This window comes from Carboxydothermus pertinax (assembly GCF_001950255.1).
Taxonomy (GTDB): Bacteria; Bacillota; Z-2901; order Carboxydothermales; family Carboxydothermaceae; genus Carboxydothermus; species Carboxydothermus pertinax.
In genome coordinates, this window is the sequence record NZ_BDJK01000055.1 from 30,627 (window position 1) to 46,987 (window position 16,361).

Annotated in this window: 18 protein-coding genes; all 18 read left to right on the top strand. The window is 41.1% G+C overall.

Going from position 1 to position 16,361, the window contains the following annotated elements:
• Positions 1-5 precede the first annotated feature (5 nt).
• Positions 6-2,084, top strand: a complete 2,079-nt coding sequence (topA, locus tag cpu_RS10105) for a type I DNA topoisomerase (protein ID WP_075859871.1) — start codon at positions 6-8, stop codon at positions 2,082-2,084.
• Positions 2,081-3,382 (top strand): methylenetetrahydrofolate--tRNA-(uracil(54)-C(5))-methyltransferase (FADH(2)-oxidizing) TrmFO, encoded by a 1,302-nt coding sequence (gene trmFO / locus cpu_RS10110; RefSeq protein ID WP_075859872.1) that lies wholly within the window; start codon positions 2,081-2,083, stop codon positions 3,380-3,382. The genes topA and trmFO overlap by 4 nt, the downstream gene beginning before the upstream one ends.
• The gene (xerC, locus tag cpu_RS10115; protein WP_075859873.1) at positions 3,375-4,265 is read left to right on the top strand and encodes a tyrosine recombinase XerC; all 891 of its coding nucleotides are present in this window, start codon (positions 3,375-3,377) and stop codon (positions 4,263-4,265) included. The genes trmFO and xerC overlap by 8 nt, the downstream gene beginning before the upstream one ends.
• The gene (hslV, locus tag cpu_RS10120) at positions 4,265-4,804 is read left to right on the top strand and encodes an ATP-dependent protease subunit HslV (RefSeq protein ID WP_075860181.1); all 540 of its coding nucleotides are present in this window, start codon (positions 4,265-4,267) and stop codon (positions 4,802-4,804) included. Before xerC ends, hslV begins: the two co-directional genes overlap by 1 nt.
• 1 nt (position 4,805) lies before the next feature.
• Positions 4,806-6,191: an ATP-dependent protease ATPase subunit HslU gene (gene hslU / locus cpu_RS10125; protein ID WP_075859874.1), complete on the top strand. Its 1,386-nt coding sequence runs from the start codon at positions 4,806-4,808 to the stop codon at positions 6,189-6,191.
• A 26-nt stretch (positions 6,192-6,217) separates the two neighbouring features.
• Positions 6,218-7,003: a GTP-sensing pleiotropic transcriptional regulator CodY gene (gene codY, locus cpu_RS10130; protein ID WP_075859875.1), complete on the top strand. Its 786-nt coding sequence runs from the start codon at positions 6,218-6,220 to the stop codon at positions 7,001-7,003.
• A 138-nt stretch (positions 7,004-7,141) separates the two neighbouring features.
• Complete coding sequence (gene rpsB / locus cpu_RS10135) at positions 7,142-7,840, top strand: 30S ribosomal protein S2 (protein WP_075859876.1); 699 nt, start codon at positions 7,142-7,144, stop codon at positions 7,838-7,840.
• A 114-nt stretch (positions 7,841-7,954) separates the two neighbouring features.
• Complete coding sequence (gene tsf / locus cpu_RS10140; protein ID WP_075859877.1) at positions 7,955-8,608, top strand: translation elongation factor Ts; 654 nt, start codon at positions 7,955-7,957, stop codon at positions 8,606-8,608.
• 80 nt (positions 8,609-8,688) lie between these two features.
• Positions 8,689-9,417: a UMP kinase gene (pyrH, locus tag cpu_RS10145; protein WP_075859878.1), complete on the top strand. Its 729-nt coding sequence runs from the start codon at positions 8,689-8,691 to the stop codon at positions 9,415-9,417.
• Complete coding sequence (frr, locus tag cpu_RS10150) at positions 9,417-9,971, top strand: ribosome recycling factor (protein WP_200800684.1); 555 nt, start codon at positions 9,417-9,419, stop codon at positions 9,969-9,971. The genes pyrH and frr overlap by 1 nt, the downstream gene beginning before the upstream one ends.
• 1 nt (position 9,972) lies before the next feature.
• Positions 9,973-10,188 (top strand): hypothetical protein, encoded by a 216-nt coding sequence (locus cpu_RS10155; RefSeq protein WP_075859880.1) that lies wholly within the window; start codon positions 9,973-9,975, stop codon positions 10,186-10,188.
• Positions 10,178-10,342 carry a 4Fe-4S binding protein gene (locus cpu_RS10160; RefSeq protein ID WP_075859881.1) on the top strand — a complete coding sequence of 55 codons (165 nt, stop codon included), beginning with the start codon at positions 10,178-10,180 and terminating at the stop codon, positions 10,340-10,342. Before cpu_RS10155 ends, cpu_RS10160 begins: the two co-directional genes overlap by 11 nt.
• Positions 10,343-10,484: 142 nt before the next feature.
• Entirely contained in the window at positions 10,485-11,252 is a 768-nt protein-coding gene (gene uppS / locus cpu_RS10165) for an undecaprenyl pyrophosphate synthase (RefSeq protein WP_075859882.1), read from the top strand.
• Between the two features lie 12 nt (positions 11,253-11,264).
• A complete protein-coding gene (locus cpu_RS10170; protein ID WP_075859883.1) occupies positions 11,265-12,035 on the top strand; it encodes a phosphatidate cytidylyltransferase in 771 nt (256 codons plus the stop codon).
• A 9-nt stretch (positions 12,036-12,044) separates the two neighbouring features.
• Complete coding sequence (gene ytvI, locus cpu_RS10175; protein WP_075859884.1) at positions 12,045-13,097, top strand: sporulation integral membrane protein YtvI; 1,053 nt, start codon at positions 12,045-12,047, stop codon at positions 13,095-13,097.
• Between the two features lie 14 nt (positions 13,098-13,111).
• Positions 13,112-14,269, top strand: coding sequence for a 1-deoxy-D-xylulose-5-phosphate reductoisomerase (locus tag cpu_RS10180; protein ID WP_075859885.1), 1,158 nt, complete (start codon positions 13,112-13,114; stop codon positions 14,267-14,269).
• The gene (gene rseP / locus cpu_RS10185; protein WP_075859886.1) at positions 14,263-15,294 is read left to right on the top strand and encodes an RIP metalloprotease RseP; all 1,032 of its coding nucleotides are present in this window, start codon (positions 14,263-14,265) and stop codon (positions 15,292-15,294) included. Before cpu_RS10180 ends, rseP begins: the two co-directional genes overlap by 7 nt.
• Before the next feature lie 10 nt (positions 15,295-15,304).
• Positions 15,305-16,360: a flavodoxin-dependent (E)-4-hydroxy-3-methylbut-2-enyl-diphosphate synthase gene (ispG, locus tag cpu_RS10190; protein WP_200800685.1), complete on the top strand. Its 1,056-nt coding sequence runs from the start codon at positions 15,305-15,307 to the stop codon at positions 16,358-16,360.
• The last annotated feature ends 1 nt before the right edge of the window (position 16,361 follow it).

Below are 16,361 nucleotides of genomic sequence, written 5' to 3' on the forward strand. Positions count from 1 at the left end.
ATAATTTGAAAAAGCTAGTGATAGTTGAATCACCTGCAAAAGCAAAAACTCTCAGCAAGTTTTTGGGCAAAGAATATGTAGTAAAAGCATCGATGGGCCATATTCGAGATCTTCCAACCTATCGGTTTGGAGTAAATATTGAGAAAGATTTTGCCCCAAGCTATGAAATCATTAGGGGCAAAAAACAGTTAATAAAAGAATTAAAAGAAGAAGCGTCTAAAGCTTCAAAAGTTTATATTGCTTCGGACCCGGACCGGGAAGGGGAAGCAATAGCCTGGCATGTAAAAGAAGTACTGGATTTAGAAGATAAAGGTGACATTAGAATAGAGTTTAATGAAATTACTAAAGACGCAGTTTTACAAGCGATAGCCAATCCCCGGGGCATTGACTATAACCGGGTTAATGCTCAGCAAGCCCGGCGCATATTGGACCGGATTGTAGGTTATAAATTAAGCCCTCTTTTATGGCGGAAAGTTAAAAAAGGACTTTCTGCCGGCCGGGTGCAGTCGGTGGCGGTACGGCTTATTTGTGAGCGGGAAGAGGAAATTGAAAAGTTCATCCCGGAAGAATACTGGAGTTTAACTGCTCACTTTGAAGCCGAGGAAAAGAAATTCACCGCAAAGCTTTCTAAATACCAAAACCGGAAAATGGAAATTAAAACCCGGGAAGAAATGGAACGGGTTTTAGGAGAGCTTTCCAACCAGGAATACCATGTGGTAAAAATTACTAAAAAACTTACCCGAAAATCCGCCCCTGAACCTTTTACTACCAGTACTTTGCAACAGGAAGCATCCAAAAGGCTTAACTTTTCGGCCAAAAAAACTATGCAAATAGCCCAGGCTCTTTATGAAGGTCTGGAAATAGGTGAGTATGGTTTAACCGGTTTAATCACTTACTTAAGAACCGATTCTACCCGGGTTTCCCTTGAGGCAAAAGCTAAAACCCAGGAATATATTAAAAAGTTTTTTGGCGAAGAATATGTCGGAACAAATAAAAAAACTAAAACACCTAAGGGAAAAATTCAAGATGCCCATGAAGCCATCCGGCCAACGGACATTGAAAAGGATCCGGAGAAAATAAAGCAGTATTTGTCTTTGGATCAGTATAAACTTTATAAGCTAATTTGGGAGCGCTTTCTTGCCAGTCAAATGAGCGATGTCCAGTATGATGTAACAACGGTTGATATTTCTGCTGGAGATTATTTATTTAAAGCAACGGGCTCGGTTTTAAAATTTCCGGGCTTTACTAAAATCTATCAAGTAGAAGAGGAAGAAGGGGAAGGAAAGGAAAAACTTCCATCCCTTTTCGAGGGGCAGAGTTTAAAATTACTAAAACTTGAACCAAAACAGCATTTTACCGAACCACCCCCCCGGTATACGGAGGCCACCTTAATTAAAGCGCTGGAGGAAAAGGGAATTGGTAGGCCAAGCACTTACGCTCCAATATTAGATACCATTGTAAAACGAGGATATGTCGAAAAGGAAAAAAAGCAGCTAAAGCCAACCGAACTTGGTCGGATTGTGGTAGATTTATTAAAGGAACATTTTCCAGACATAATTGATGTGGAATTTACTGCCGATATGGAAGAAAAACTTGACCAAATAGAAGAAGGAGAAACTAACTGGATTGAAGTTTTAAAAAGTTTTTATGAACCGTTTAACGAGACGTTAAAACAATCCTATGAAAAAATAGAAAAAGTCGTAATTCCTGTTGAAGAAAGTGAGGAAAAATGTCCAAATTGTGGAAGAAATTTAGTAGTTAGAACTAGCCGCTTTGGAAAATTTCTGGCCTGTCCGGGCTATCCCGAATGTAAATATATAAAGCCTTTTGTGCAAAAGACTGGGGCAACTTGTCCCAAATGTGGTGGCGAAATTGTGGTAAAGAAATCAAAAAAGGGTCGTACCTTTTATGGTTGCTCCAACTACCCAACCTGTGACTTTGTAAGCTGGGACCTTCCAAGTAGTAAAAAATGCCCCAACTGTCAGAGTATTATGGTGGAAAAAAGACCCAAGAAAAAAGCACCTTATCTTTTGTGCACTAATCCGGAATGTAAGCATACTGAGCCGTTGGAGGAAAAAGGATGATGGAAGTTGATGTTGTAGGAGCAGGACTTGCGGGTTCTGAAGCGGCCTGGCAGTTAGCGAAAAGGGGTATTAAAGTCCGGTTATTTGAGATGCGACCCTTAAAGTTTACCCCGGCCCATCATACTCCCTTCTTTTCGGAACTGGTGTGCAGCAATTCTTTAGGGGGAATAAATTTAGATAATGCTTCGGGGCTGTTAAAAGAAGAGCTTAGGATTCTTGACAGTATTGTAATAAAAGCAGCCGATAGAAACCGGGTTCCAGCGGGAAATGCCTTGGCGGTAGACCGCAATACCTTTGCCGAAGAGGTAACCTTAAGATTATCCCAGCACCCTCTGGTGGAAGTGGTACGGGAAGAGGTTATCGATATAAATCCGCAAAAAGTTACCATTATCGCTTCAGGTCCATTAACTTCGCCAGCTTTAGCGGAAAATCTTAAAAAATATCTTGAAAGCGACTACTTGTACTTTTTTGATGCCGCGGCACCTATTGTTTCCGGGGAAAGTTTAAATATGGATAAACTGTTTTTTGCCGGTCGCTACCAGCAGGATCAAGATTATCTAAATGCACCTATGAATGAAGAGGAGTATAATAAGTTTTATGAAGCTTTAATTTCTGCCGAACGTCATCCTTTAAAGCCCTTTGAAAAGGGGATATATTTTGAAGGCTGTCTTCCCATTGAAATTATTGCCCAGAGAGGAAAGGATACCTTGAGGTATGGTCCCCTTAAACCTAAGGGGATAATTGACCCCAGGACTGGAAAAGAACCGTATGCAGTGGTACAATTACGCCGGGAAAACTTGGCTGGCGACTATTATAACTTAGTAGGGTTTCAAACAAATCTTACCTGGAGTGAACAAAACCGAGTCTTTCGGATGATACCAGGATTAGAGCAGGCAGAATTTATTCGCTATGGGGTCATGCATAAAAACACTTATATTAATTCTCCTGCTGTTTTAACTCCCTACTTGAGTTTAAAAAAATATCCCCGGTTGTTTTTTGCCGGACAAATTACCGGTGGTGAAGGTTACGTGGCCGCGATAGCTACTGGAGCTTGGGCCGGAATTGCTGCAGCGGGGATGTTGGCTAAAATGCCTTTGCCTCTACCGGAAACCACAATAATAGGTGGACTTATCCGCTATTTAAACACAGCTTCAAAAGAGAATTTTCAACCAATGGGGATAAATTTTGGCTTGGTAAAACCTTTAGACCAAAAGATAAAAAATAAAAAGGAAAGGTACAAACTTTTAGCCCAAAGAAGTTTAACTGATTTAAAAAGGTGGCTAAATTCCAATGCCTGAGGAGCTCAAAGCCTTTTTAAACTATCTTTTATTGGAAAGAAATTATTCGCCCCATACAATTGCCGCTTACCAAAAGGATATTAGTGAATTTTGGGAGTTTTTACAAGGTGAAAAAAGTCTTACAATGGTAGGTGAATTAGAACTTAAAAAATTTTTGGTGTATCTCTTAAAGAAAAAGCTAAGCCGACGGACCGTCGCCCGGAAAATGGTTGCCCTTAGATCCTTTTACCGCTTTTTAAAAAAAAGTGGTTTCATAAAAGAAAACCCCTCCCTAAACCTAGAACTTCCCAAAATCCCTAAAACTTTACCGGAAGTGCTAACGGTGGAGGAAGCTTTAAAAATAATTGAAAGTCAAAAGCAATTTACGCCCATAGAAATACGCAACAAAGCTCTTCTAGAACTTTTTTACGGAGCCGGGCTCAGGATTGGCGAAATTGTTGGTTTAAAGTTGGGAGATGTAGATTTAGCTCAGGGTTATGTAAGGGTGACGGGAAAAGGGCGACGCCAAAGAATTATACCCTTAGGAAGTTATGCTTTAAATGCCTTAAAGTTATACTTGGAAGTAAGTAGACCAGCCCTTGGACCAAAGTCGGAACAACTCTTTTTAAACCAACGAGGGGGTGGAATTACCCCGCGAGGGGTTCGTTTAATAATCGCCAAAATAGTTAAAAAAGCCGGCATTAATCGAAAGATTACTCCCCATACCTTTCGGCATAGTTACGCAACCCATCTTTTAGAGGGAGGAGCGGATATTCGCTCCGTACAGGAATTACTGGGGCATAAGCGCTTGTCCACTACCGAAATTTATACTCACCTTAGTAAAGAACAACTAAGGGAGGTTTACATACAAGCCCATCCAAGAAGCAGGGAGGAGAAAAAATGATGTTTGAAGGGACCACTATTATAGCGGTTAAAAAAGGTCCGGAAGTGGCTATCGGTGGTGATGGTCAGGTAACTTTTGGGCAGCAGACCGTTATTAAGCGGCGGGCTAATAAAATAAGAAAATTATATCGCGGTAAAGTATTGGCTGGGTTTGCAGGGGCTGTGGCCGATGCTTTTACCTTATTTGATTTATTTGAAAAAAAACTTGAGGAAAGTCAGGGTAATCTTCTAAGAGCTGCGGTAGAATTGGTGAAAGCATGGCGGACCGATAAGTTTTTACGGCGTCTTGAAGCAATGCTTTTAGTTGCGGATAGCGAACGGATATTATTAATTTCTGGCACCGGCGAGGTAATTGAACCGGATGACGGTGTTTTAGCCATTGGGTCAGGGGGCAATTATGCCTTAGCTGCGGCCCGGGCCTTAATTAAGCATACCAATCTTTCGGCCCGGGAGATTGTGGAAGAAAGCCTGAAAATTGCTCAGGAAATCTGTGTTTACACCAATGATTTTATTACTGTGGAAACCCTGGGAGGTGTGTAAATTGGATAACTTAACGCCCCGGCAAATTGTAGAATATCTTGATAAATATATTATTGGCCAGGAAGCTGCCAAAAAAGCTGTTGCTGTTGCTTTAAGAAATCGCTACCGCCGGAAACTTTTGCCACCCCATTTAAAGGAAGAAATAATACCTAAAAATATTTTGATGATAGGACCTACAGGAGTGGGTAAAACGGAAATTGCCCGAAGGCTTGCCAAATTAATTAATGCTCCCTTTGTCAAAGTAGAAGCAACCAAATTTACCGAAGTGGGTTATGTGGGTCGGGATGTAGAAGGTATGATCCGGGATTTGGTTGAGACATCGCTTCGGATGGTCCGGGAAGAAAAAATTAAAACTGTGGAAGATAAAGCTTTTTCCCTGGCGGTGGAAAGGCTTTCTGAAATAATGATTCCCAATCCCAAAAAAGAAAATTTTAAAAATCCTTTCGAAATGTTCTTTAGCGGCAGCCGGGAAGAAAACGTTAAAGCAGATCCGGCTTATGAGGATTTACAATATCGGCGGCGGGAACTGCAGGATAAAATAAAAAAAGGTTTTTTGGATAATGAAGTGGTTGAAATCGAGGTGGAAGAACAAAAAACCCCCATGGTTGAGGTTTTCGGTGTTGGGGGCATGGAAGAAATGGGGTTAAATTTTCAGGATCTTTTAGGCGGGCTAATTCCTCCCCGACGCAAAAAAAGAAAGGTTACTGTTAAAGAAGCACTAAGAATCTTGACCCAGCAGGAGGCACAGAAATTAATTGACATGGATGAAGTTCAGCGGGAAGCGATTAAACGGGCGGAAGAAGATGGTATTGTTTTCTTGGATGAAATTGACAAAATAGCTTCCCAGGGTAATGGTCAAGGCCCTGATGTTTCCCGGGGAGGAGTGCAGCGGGATATCCTTCCCATTGTGGAAGGTTCAACAGTTTTAACCAAATACGGTCCGGTAAAAACTGACCATATATTATTTATTGCCGCCGGGGCTTTTCATATGAGTAAGCCATCGGATTTAATCCCGGAACTTCAGGGACGTTTTCCTATTCGCGTGGAATTAGAAAGCCTAACCGCTGAAGATTTTAAGAAAATCCTTACCGTTCCGGAAAATGCTCTAACCAAACAGTATATTGAGTTATTGGCAACGGAAGGTGTTAATCTTAAATTTACAGAAGATTCACTTGAAGAAATTGCAAAAATGGCTTATACTGTTAACGAACGAAATGAAAACATTGGTGCAAGGCGTCTTATCACGATTTTAGAAAAAGTACTAGAAGATTTGTCGTTTAATGCACCGGAAATGTGGGGCCAAACAATTATCATTGACAAAAAATTTGTTCGGGACAAGCTAAGTGAAATAGTTCACGATACTGATTTGTCCAAATATATTTTATAAAAATATCTTGTTAAGGAGGAAATCAAATGAGGACGCTTTTAGAAAAAACACGAAGCATCAACCGTATCTTGCAGAAGGCAGCTGGGAATCCGGTAGATTTTGAGGAAATTGCAGAAGTACTTTCCGAAAATATCAACTGCAACGTTTATATTGTCAGTCGTAAAGGGAAAATCTTAGGCCATGCTTTCATTAAAAACTTTACCTGTGATATTATGCTCCAAATGGTGGAAGAAACCGAACGTTTTCCTGAAGATTATAACGAAAACTTTCTTTTAAAAATTACCGAAACCCATGCTAACTTCTGCCAAAAAGCCAATGCCTGTGTTTTTTTCCAGGATGTTACTTGTGTTTCGAGCAATAAGGTAATGACTGTGGTCCCCATCGTTGGGGGAGGTGCCCGGCTTGGAACTTTAGTATTAGCCAAGTTTGATGAGTCATTTACTGATGGCGATTTAGTGCTGGCAGAATACGGGGCAACGGTGATTGGTATGGAAATCCTGCGGGCCCAGGCGGAAAGAGTTGAAGAAGAAGCCAGGAAAAAAGCGGCAGTACAAATTGCCCTTGCTACTCTTTCCTATTCGGAGTTAGATGCCATAAAACATATTTTTGAGGAACTGGAAGGGGATGAAGGGCTTTTAGTTGCCAGCAAAATAGCTGACCGGGTTGGGATTACCCGTTCGGTGATTGTCAATGCTTTAAGGAAATTTGAAAGTGCAGGAGTTATTGAGTCCAAGTCTCTAGGGATGAAAGGAACTTACATTAAAGTTCTAAACGACCATCTTTTCGAGGAATTAGAAAAATTAAACGATTAACTTGCGGGGAGTCTGTTTTTGTGGTAAAATCTTAAACGGTGTCAAAAACGCACTCCCGGTGACCGGCTAAAGGGTGCCAGTACTGGTCTTTAGCGGGAATGAACCGGGTGGAGGACAAAACCAAAAGGAGGATTTTAAATGGCTGTTATTTCCATGAAGCAACTTTTAGAAGCAGGGGTTCACTTTGGCCATCAAACCCGGCGCTGGAACCCCAAAATGGCGGAGTATATTTTTACCGACAGAAATGGGATTTACATTATTGACTTGCAAAAAACCGCCAAAAAATTGGAAGAAGCTTACAATTTTATTAAAGAAGTTTCCGCCCAGGGCGGCAACATCTTATTTGTGGGAACTAAAAAGCAAGCTCAGGATGCAATTAAAGAAGAAGCTGAACGTTGTGGAATGTTTTATGTAAATCAACGTTGGCTTGGCGGTACCCTTACCAATTTTAAAACTATTAGAAAAAGAGTGGATAGACTTTTAGAAATTGAAAAGATGGAGCAAGAGGGAACTTTTTCTGTTCTTCCTAAAAAAGAAGTTGCCGAAATTATGAAAGAAAAAGAAAAATTAACTCGCTTTTTAGCGGGTATTAAAGAAATGAAAAAGCTTCCCGATGCGCTTTTTGTGGTAGACCCGAGAAAAGAAAAAATTGCTGTAGCAGAGGCCCGGAAACTGGAAATCCCGGTAGTAGGCATTGTGGACACTAATTGCGATCCTGATGAAGTGGATTACGTGATTCCCGGCAACGACGATGCTATTCGGGCGGTAAAACTAATTACCTCCAAAATTGCGGATGCAGTAATTGAGGGTCGCCAGGGTGAGCAATATACGGAATAAAAGGTAGGGATTAAACCCTACCTTTTTTATGAACCAAACATAGTTGTAAGTTTTTCCCCTATAGGGCATAATTTTTATGGAGTGGTAATTAAAAATTAAAGGAGGTACATATAAATGATTACATCCCAGATGGTGAAAGAGCTCCGGGAGAGAACTGGAGCTGGCATGATGGACTGCAAAAGGGCGTTAGAAGAAGCCCAGGGTGATATGGAAAAAGCCATTGAAATTTTACGGCAAAAAGGATTAGCTGCTGCAGCGAAAAAAGCCGGGCGGATTGCTTCGGAAGGGGTTGTAGAAGCCTATATCCATGGCGGTGGCCGCATTGGTGTTTTAGTTGAAATTAACTGTGAAACAGACTTTGTAGCAAAAACTGATGAGTTTAAAGCTTTTGCCCGGGATATTGCTATGCAAATTGCCGCGTCTAAACCGGAATATGTGAAACGGGAAGATGTACCCCAGGATGTTGTTGAAAAAGAACGGGAAATTTTAAAGGCTCAGGCTTTAAATGAAGGAAAACCGGCTAATGTGGTGGAAAAGATGGTTGAAGGGCGGATTGAAAAGTTCTTTAAGGAAGTTTGCCTGTTAGAACAGCCTTTCATTAAAAATCCCGATGTAACCATTAAGGAGCTTTTAAACGAAAAGATTGCTAAGATTGGGGAAAACATTAATATCCGCCGTTTTGTGCGTTTTGAACTGGGAGAAGGATTAGCTAAAAAAGAAGAAGATTTTGCTGCAGAAGTTGCTGCTGCGATGAATATAAATAAATAAATCTTTTCACAAGGCTAAACTTATACAGGAATTTTTCCATAAATGTAGAATTATCAATGTCAGGAACTGGAGGTAAAAGCGTGCCTTCGCCTAAATATAAACGGGTTGTCTTAAAGCTTAGCGGTGAAGCTCTGGCTGGCGAAAAGGGGTACGGGATTGATCCGGAAATTGTAAATTCTATTGCCGGACAGATTGCCGAGATCATTAAAGAGTTTGGCATACAAGTGGCCGTGGTAGTAGGTGGTGGCAATATCTGGCGGGGTCTTTCCGGCAGTGCGAAAGGGATGGATAGAGCTACGGCCGACTACATGGGAATGTTAGCTACGGTTATTAACTCCTTGGCTCTCCAGGATGCTTTAGAAAAGCTTGGAATTGATACCAGGGTACAGACAGCGATTGAAATGCGCCAAATTGCCGAGCCTTATATTAGGCGTCGGGCTATCCGCCACCTGGAAAAGGGGCGGGTAGTAATATTTGCGGCTGGTACGGGTAATCCCTACTTCTCTACCGATACTACCGCCGCTTTAAGGGCAGCAGAAATTGAAGCGGATGTCATTTTAATGGCTAAGAGGGTCGATGGGGTGTATGATTCTGACCCTTTGAAAAACCCTAATGCTCAGAAGTTTGATGAACTTAGATACATTGAGGTTTTAAACCGTGGTTTGGGAGTGATGGATTCTACAGCCACATCCCTTTGTATGGACAACAATATCCCGCTGATTGTCTTTAACCTAGAGGTGCCGGGAAATATCAAGCGGGTAATCTTAGGGGAAAATATTGGCACCTTAGTTGGGGGTGAGCGCAAGTGATCCAGGATGTATTAAAAGAAGCCCAGGACCACATGCAAAAAGCCGTTGAAGCGTTAAAAAAAGAGTTTGCAACTATGCGGGTCGGCAGGGCAACGCCGGCTTTATTAGAAAAAGTGCTTGTTGATTACTATGGAAGCCAAATGCCTGTAAATCAGTTAGCTACTATTACTGCACCGGAAGCAAGGCTCTTGGTTATTCAACCCTGGGATAAAGGAGCCCTGGGGGCAATCGAAAAAGCAATTTTAAAGTCTGACCTGGGACTTACTCCCACTAATGATGGCAGTGTTATTCGGCTTACCATTCCCCCTCTTACCCAGGAGCGCCGGCAGGAGCTGGTGAAAGTTGCTAAGAAAAAAGCGGAAGAGGCTAGAGTTGCCATCCGTAATATCCGCCGGGAGGCCAATGACCAAATAAAAAACCTGGAAAAAGATAAAACGGTTTCTGAAGACGAGGGGAAGCGGGGGCAGGACGAAGTTCAAAAGCTTACCGATAAGTTTATTAAAACCGTTGATGAACTTTTAAAATCCAAAGAAGAAGAAATTATGAGTGTTTAGAATGGAAAACGAGGTTTTAGGACTTGATTTGGAAACCGGGCTTAAGAAAATATTACAATCTAATCTTAAGTGGGAGATGGTTATTACCTCGCCGCCCGGTAAGTACTATCCAACTGGGGACCCTCGAATTTTACAAATAAAAAGGGGAGAAGCCGAGGGAAGAATCGTAATCGGTTTTACCGGTTACGAGAAAGGAGGTGCTTTCGATGGCTTATAGAATTACCGAGGAGTGCTTGGCTTGTGGGACTTGCATGGATAGCTGCCCCCATAACGCCATCGTGGAAGGTGATATTTATAAAATCACCGATGCCTGCCAGAATTGCGGAACTTGTGCCGAAGCTTGCCCGGTGGGTGCCATTATTGAAGAGTAATTAACATACAACCCCCTCTTTAGAGGGGGTTTAATCATTTCTGGGGAAGAAGTTGAATTATCTTTTAGGAAACTACTTTTTACGTTATAATTAAAGAAGTAACAAAAGAAATACGGAAAAGTAAGGCCACCGGAGGCGAACGATGGATTTTAATTTTTTTAAAAAAAGAACGGTGCAGGTAGATTTTAATGATATTGACCCGGCAAAACTTCCCAAACATATTGCAATCATTATGGACGGCAATGGACGGTGGGCCAAAAAACGGGGTATGCCGAGATATTTTGGCCACCGGGCAGGAGTGGAAACAGTCCGGCGGGTGGTAAAGTTATGTGCTAAATTAAATGTTCCTTACCTTACTTTATATGCCTTTTCCACCGAAAATTGGCGTCGCCCGCAAGAAGAGGTAAATGTTCTAATGAATCTTTTAGTAGAGTATATTGAAAAAGAAATAGACGAGCTAAACCGGGAGGGTGTTCGGCTAACAGTGATTGGAGAAGTAGCCGAGCTTCCGGAACCGGCGAGGTTAGCTTTAGCCAAAGGTATAGAAAAAACTCGGCAAAATAACCGGTTAAACTTAATTTTAGCGTTAAATTATGGTGGTCGCCGGGAAATTGTGGAAGCCGTACGGAAAATTGCTGATGACGTAAAGAGTGGAAAAATAACTCCTGAACAAATAAATGAGGAGTTTTTTGCTAACTATCTTTATACCCGGGAGTTTCCGGATCCGGACCTTTTGATTCGTCCGTCGGGAGAAATAAGGATAAGTAATTTTCTCCTCTGGCAAATTGCCTATAGTGAAATCTGGCTTACAGAGGTTTTATGGCCGGATTTTTCCGAGGAACACCTTTTGCAAGCAATTAGGGATTATCAAAAGCGCGACCGACGTTTTGGTGGGATAAATTATCCTTAAGGAGAAGTGCGAATGCTTGCCAACCGGATTTTAACTGCAATTGTTGCTATCCCGGTATTTTTAGCTGCGGGATATTATGGGGGGTTATATCTTAAAGTTCTAACTGGAGCTTTAGCTCTTTTTGGTTTTTTTGAGATAAATCGCATGTTTGCCCAAAAAGATATCAGGCTTTTTACTCCTTTGGCTTATATCTTGCTGGTATTTGGTTTTGCCGGTCTAATGCCCATTGAATCTCTGCCTTATCTTTTCCTTACGGTAACGGGGATTTACTTTGTGATAAAATATAACAAGCATAATATCCTGGAATTTTTTTATACTTATACCAGTCTTCTTTACGTTTTTTTGTTTATTTTTATTTATGAAATAAGAGAAACCTCTGCGGGTTTTTGGTTGTTTTTGTACTATTTTTTGTTGATTTGGGCTAATGATACGTTTGCTTATTTTATTGGGAAAAAATATGGACGGCGGAAAATAGCCCCTAATCTTAGCCCCAATAAAAGTATTGCGGGGGCTCTTGGCGGTTTTTTAGGAGCTCTGTTGGTTTCAATTATTTATGGCAAGTATTTTTTACCCACAATGTATCTAACCCTTTTGCCTTTGGCTTTTATTACCATCTTTGTAGCTCAGTTAGGGGATTTTCTTGAATCGGCTATTAAACGTTATGCTGAAGTGAAAGATTCGGGGGTAATTTTACCTGGCCATGGGGGAGTATTAGACCGTTTTGATGGAGTGCTTCTCTCAGCTCCAGTTTTTTATTACTTGTTTCTGACCTTTTATTCCTAGAGGTGGCGTATGGATAAATGGAAAAGGTATGGTTTTTACTTTTTAGGCGCTGTGGCAGGGGCCTTAGGTTTTTGGCTTTTATATAAGATATCAATAATTTATCTAATGCCCTTTATTATTGGTTTAATTGTAGCTTTGCTGCTGGAGCCTATGGTTGGTTATTTAGAAAAGCGCTTTTCTGTAAGCCGGGCTTTAGGAGCTATAATTTCCTTGGTGGTTTTATTATTCCTTCTCTTAACGGTAATTTCTTCTTTTGTAGTTAAGCTCGTTACCGAACTTTATCGTCTGGCCGATATGCTTCCTGGGTTATTGATCAGCCTAAAAAATCAGGTTAATTATATGATAGCTGGGGGTAACCGTTTTTTAGGTAAACTTCCCCCCACCCTTGCGGACTCGATAAAAGGCAATGCGGATAAGTTCTTAAACCAGATGGTTGAAACCGGGAAAAACTTTTTTACCAGTATTTTTGTAGGTCTAGCCCAGGTTCCGGAGTTTATCATAATTTTATTAATTGCTTTAATTGCCGCTTATTTCTTTAGTAAAGATTTACCCCAGTACAGGCGAGTAATTTTTAATTTAATGCCGGAAGGTTATCGAAAAAAAAGTGAATATGTTTTCCAGGAAGCGTTAGCGGCAGCTTTAAGATTCATAAAAGCTCAAGCGATTTTAATTGGATTATCAACTATTCTTACTATTTTAGGCTTATATATAATTGGGGTATCTTATCCCATAACTTTAGGATTGATAATTGGTTTTCTTGATTTGGTACCTGTTGTTGGTCCAAGTTTAATTATTTTTCCCTGGGCTGGTATATTGTTAATCCAGGGAAAGTACTTGATGGCAGTGGAAATCTTGATTCTTTATTTTGCAATTTCGGCTTTTCGAAAAGTAGTCGAGGCAAAAGTGGTAGCAGAAAACCTGGGCTTGGATCCCTTGGCTACTTTAATTTCTATGTATGTTGGCTTAAAACTCATGGGAGTATTGGGAATAGCCGCAGGTCCCATAGTACTTTTAATAATTAAAGCTTTAATTGATGCGGAAATAATTAATTTTAAAAAATAAATTTTGGAGGAAACATGAAGAGAATTGTAATTTTAGGCAGTACCGGCTCTATTGGCCGGCAGGCTCTTGAGGTAATAAAGCTTTATCCCGAAAGATTTGCCGTAGTTGCTTTAGCTGCGGCAAAAAACGGGAGTTTATTGTTAGAACAGTGTATCGAGTTTAATGTGAAATATGCCTTTTTAGCAGATAAAGATAGTTTTAAACAATATTACGATGACTTTAAAAATTATGGGATTAACCTTACTAACGGTTCTAAAGAACTGGTGAACATGGTTTTACTGCCCGATGTGGATGGGATTCTCACGGCAATACCTGGAACGATCTGTTTACTACCTACTATCGAGGCTTTAAAAGCAGGAAAAGTAATTTATTTAGCCAATAAAGAAACAATGGTGGCAGCGGGGGAAATTATCACCCCCCTTATGCGCCTGGGGGAAAACCTCTTACCTGTGGACAGCGAACATTCGGCTCTTTTTCAAGCCCTGAAGGGCGAAATAATAAGTCAAGTGGAAAAGCTTATTATAACTGCTTCCGGAGGGCCTTTTAGGGAATATACAGTTGAACAGCTGCAAAACGTTTCAATCTCTCAGGCCTTAAATCATCCCCGCTGGAAGATGGGAAGTAAGATTACTATAGACTCAGCAACTTTAATGAATAAAGGACTAGAAATTATCGAAGCTCACTATTTATTTCAAATTCCTTACGAAAAAATTGAACCGGTAATTCATCCTCAGTCAATTGTGCATTCGCTGGTGGAGTATTGTGATGGCTCAGTAATTGCTCAATTGGGACTTCCGGACATGCGACTTCCCATCCAGTATGCTTTAACCTATCCCGAGAGGCTTAAAAATACCTTTCCCCGACTGAGCCTGGCGGAAATTGGAACCCTTACTTTTGAAAAACCAGATTATGAAAGGTTTATGGCTTTAAAACTTGCTATCCAGGCCGGAAAAGCGGGGAATATCTACCCGACAGTTTTAAATGCGGCCAATGAAGTGGCGGTAGAGGCATTTTTAACTGGGAAAATAAAGTTTTTGGAAATTGCCCAAATTGTAGAAAAAGTATTAAACTGTTTTTCCCCGGTAAAAATTGATTTAGAGACAATTTTAGAGGCAGACCGCCGAGCGCGGGAAATAACAAAACAATTTATAGGTGGTGGACACCGATGGTAACGGCATTGGCTTCAATTGTAATCTTTTTTCTCTTAATTTGGATTCACGAGCTTGGACATTTTTTAGCGGCTAAAAAAGTGGGCATAGTGGTTAAAGAGTTTAGCATTGGTTTTGGTCCCCTTTTGGCTAAAACCCGGAAAAAAGAAACCCAGTACAGCTTAAGGTTAATCCCTTTGGGTGGCTTTGTTAAAATGAAAGGAATGGATTTAGAAGAAGGAGAGGAAGAAGAGGACGACCGGGGAAGTTTTACGAAAGCCTCGGTCTGGCAAAGGGCTTTGGTGTTATTTGCTGGCTCCGGGATGAACCTGTTGCTGGCAGTAGTCCTTTTAGCTTTGGTTTTTAGTATTTTTGGTACGCCTAAAGTAATACCGGTGATTGAACAGGTGCAACCTAATATGCCGGCAAAAGCTGCAGGATTTCAGCCGGGAGATAGAATATTAGCTGTAGAAGGAACTAAAATTACTTCCTGGGAACAATTGTCAGAAAAAATAAGTAAAAGCCCCAATAAACCCCTTACCATCAAAGTTTTAAGGAATAATTCCGAAATAACATTAAAGGTAACTCCCCGTCCCGATGAGCAAGGTCTGGGAAAGATTGGAATTGTACCCCGGCAAGTAACCGAGCGCAAACCGTTATGGGAAGGTTTATATTTAGGTTTCATTTACACCTGGAAAATAATTGTCTTAATCATAGTTTTCCTTGGGAAAATGATTGTGCACCAGGCGCCTATGGAGCTAGGGGGGCCGGTACGGGTAGTCTCGGAAATTGGCCGGGCCGCCAAGTTTGGGCTTGGTTCGCTGGTACAGTTGGCTGCCTTTTTAAGTATTAACCTTGGAATCTTTAACTTATTACCCATCCCTGCCTTAGATGGAAGCCGGATTATGTTTGTTTTAGCCGAAGGGGTTAGAGGTAAGCCGGTAGATCCGGAAAAGGAAAATTTTATTCACTTAATAGGTTTTGGGCTATTGCTTTTATTAATGTTAATAGTTACTTATAAAGATATTATTCAATTAATAGGTGGTTAAATTGTCAATTATACGTCGAAAAACCAAAGCTATTTTTATTGGACCGGTTCAGGTGGGAGGCGATGCTCCTATCACCGTCCAGTCTATGACCAATACCGACACCCGGGACTGGTTAAAAACCGTAAGACAAATCCAGAGACTGCATCGGGCAGGCTGTGAAATAGTAAGGGTTGCGGTACCGGATCAGGAAGCGGCGAAAGCTTTAGCTAAGATTGTAAAAAAATCACCAATCCCGGTAATTGCCGATATTCATTTTGATTATAAACTGGCGTTAATGGCCCTGGAAGCGGGCGTACATGGCCTTAGGTTAAATCCAGGAAACATCGGAAGTGCTCAAAAAGTTCGGATAATCGTGCGGGAAGCTAAAAACCGTAATGTTCCTATTCGTATTGGAGTAAATGCTGGTTCGTTAGAAAAAAAGCTTATCGAAAAGTTCGGAGGTATAACAGCCGAGGCCATGGTGGAAAGTGCTCTTTACCATGTAAGAATTTTAGAAGAGATGGATTTTAACCTAATTAAAATATCTTTAAAAGCTTCTGATATTCCCCTGATGCTGGATGCTTACCGGCTCTTAGCTCAAAAGGTAGATTACCCCTTTCATATTGGTGTAACTGAAGCTGGTCCTAAAAATACTGGTATTATAAAATCCGCGGTGGGGATAGGAGCTTTATTAGCGGAGGGGTTGGGGGATACCCTTCGAGTATCGCTTACAGCCGATCCGGTAGAAGAAGTTACGATTGGGTATCAAATTTTAAAAGCCCTTGGGTTAAGGGAATATGGAGCGGAGGTTATTTCCTGCCCTACCTGTGGCCGGACTCAGGTAAATATCATGAAAATAGCCCGAGAAGTGGAGAAATATGCGAAAAAAGTAAGAAAACCTCTTAAAATTGCGGTCATGGGGTGTGCTGTCAATGGACCGGGAGAAGCCCGGGAAGCTGACCTTGGGATTGCTGGTGGTAAAGGAGAAGCGTTATTATTTAAAAAGGGCAAAGTTATTAGAAAAATTGCAGAAGAAGAGATTTTAGATGTTTTAAAAGCCGAAATTAGGAAGTTAGAGGAGGAATAAG

Bases quoted from the DNA above. Each gene is read 5' to 3' on its own strand.
- trmFO (WP_075859872.1), top strand. From the start codon at position 2,081: ATGATGGAAGTTGATGTTGTAGGAGCAGGACTTGCGGGTTCTGAAGCG.
- xerC (WP_075859873.1), top strand. From the start codon at position 3,375: ATGCCTGAGGAGCTCAAAGCCTTTTTAAACTATCTTTTATTGGAAAGA.
- hslV (WP_075860181.1), top strand. From the start codon at position 4,265: ATGTTTGAAGGGACCACTATTATAGCGGTTAAAAAAGGTCCGGAAGTG.
- codY (WP_075859875.1), top strand. From the start codon at position 6,218: ATGAGGACGCTTTTAGAAAAAACACGAAGCATCAACCGTATCTTGCAG.
- rpsB (WP_075859876.1), top strand. From the start codon at position 7,142: ATGGCTGTTATTTCCATGAAGCAACTTTTAGAAGCAGGGGTTCACTTT.
- tsf (WP_075859877.1), top strand. From the start codon at position 7,955: ATGATTACATCCCAGATGGTGAAAGAGCTCCGGGAGAGAACTGGAGCT.
- cpu_RS10155 (WP_075859880.1), top strand. From the start codon at position 9,973: ATGGAAAACGAGGTTTTAGGACTTGATTTGGAAACCGGGCTTAAGAAA.
- cpu_RS10160 (WP_075859881.1), top strand. From the start codon at position 10,178: ATGGCTTATAGAATTACCGAGGAGTGCTTGGCTTGTGGGACTTGCATG.
- uppS (WP_075859882.1), top strand. From the start codon at position 10,485: ATGGATTTTAATTTTTTTAAAAAAAGAACGGTGCAGGTAGATTTTAAT.
- cpu_RS10170 (WP_075859883.1), top strand. From the start codon at position 11,265: ATGCTTGCCAACCGGATTTTAACTGCAATTGTTGCTATCCCGGTATTT.
- ytvI (WP_075859884.1), top strand. From the start codon at position 12,045: ATGGATAAATGGAAAAGGTATGGTTTTTACTTTTTAGGCGCTGTGGCA.
- cpu_RS10180 (WP_075859885.1), top strand. From the start codon at position 13,112: ATGAAGAGAATTGTAATTTTAGGCAGTACCGGCTCTATTGGCCGGCAG.
- rseP (WP_075859886.1), top strand. From the start codon at position 14,263: ATGGTAACGGCATTGGCTTCAATTGTAATCTTTTTTCTCTTAATTTGG.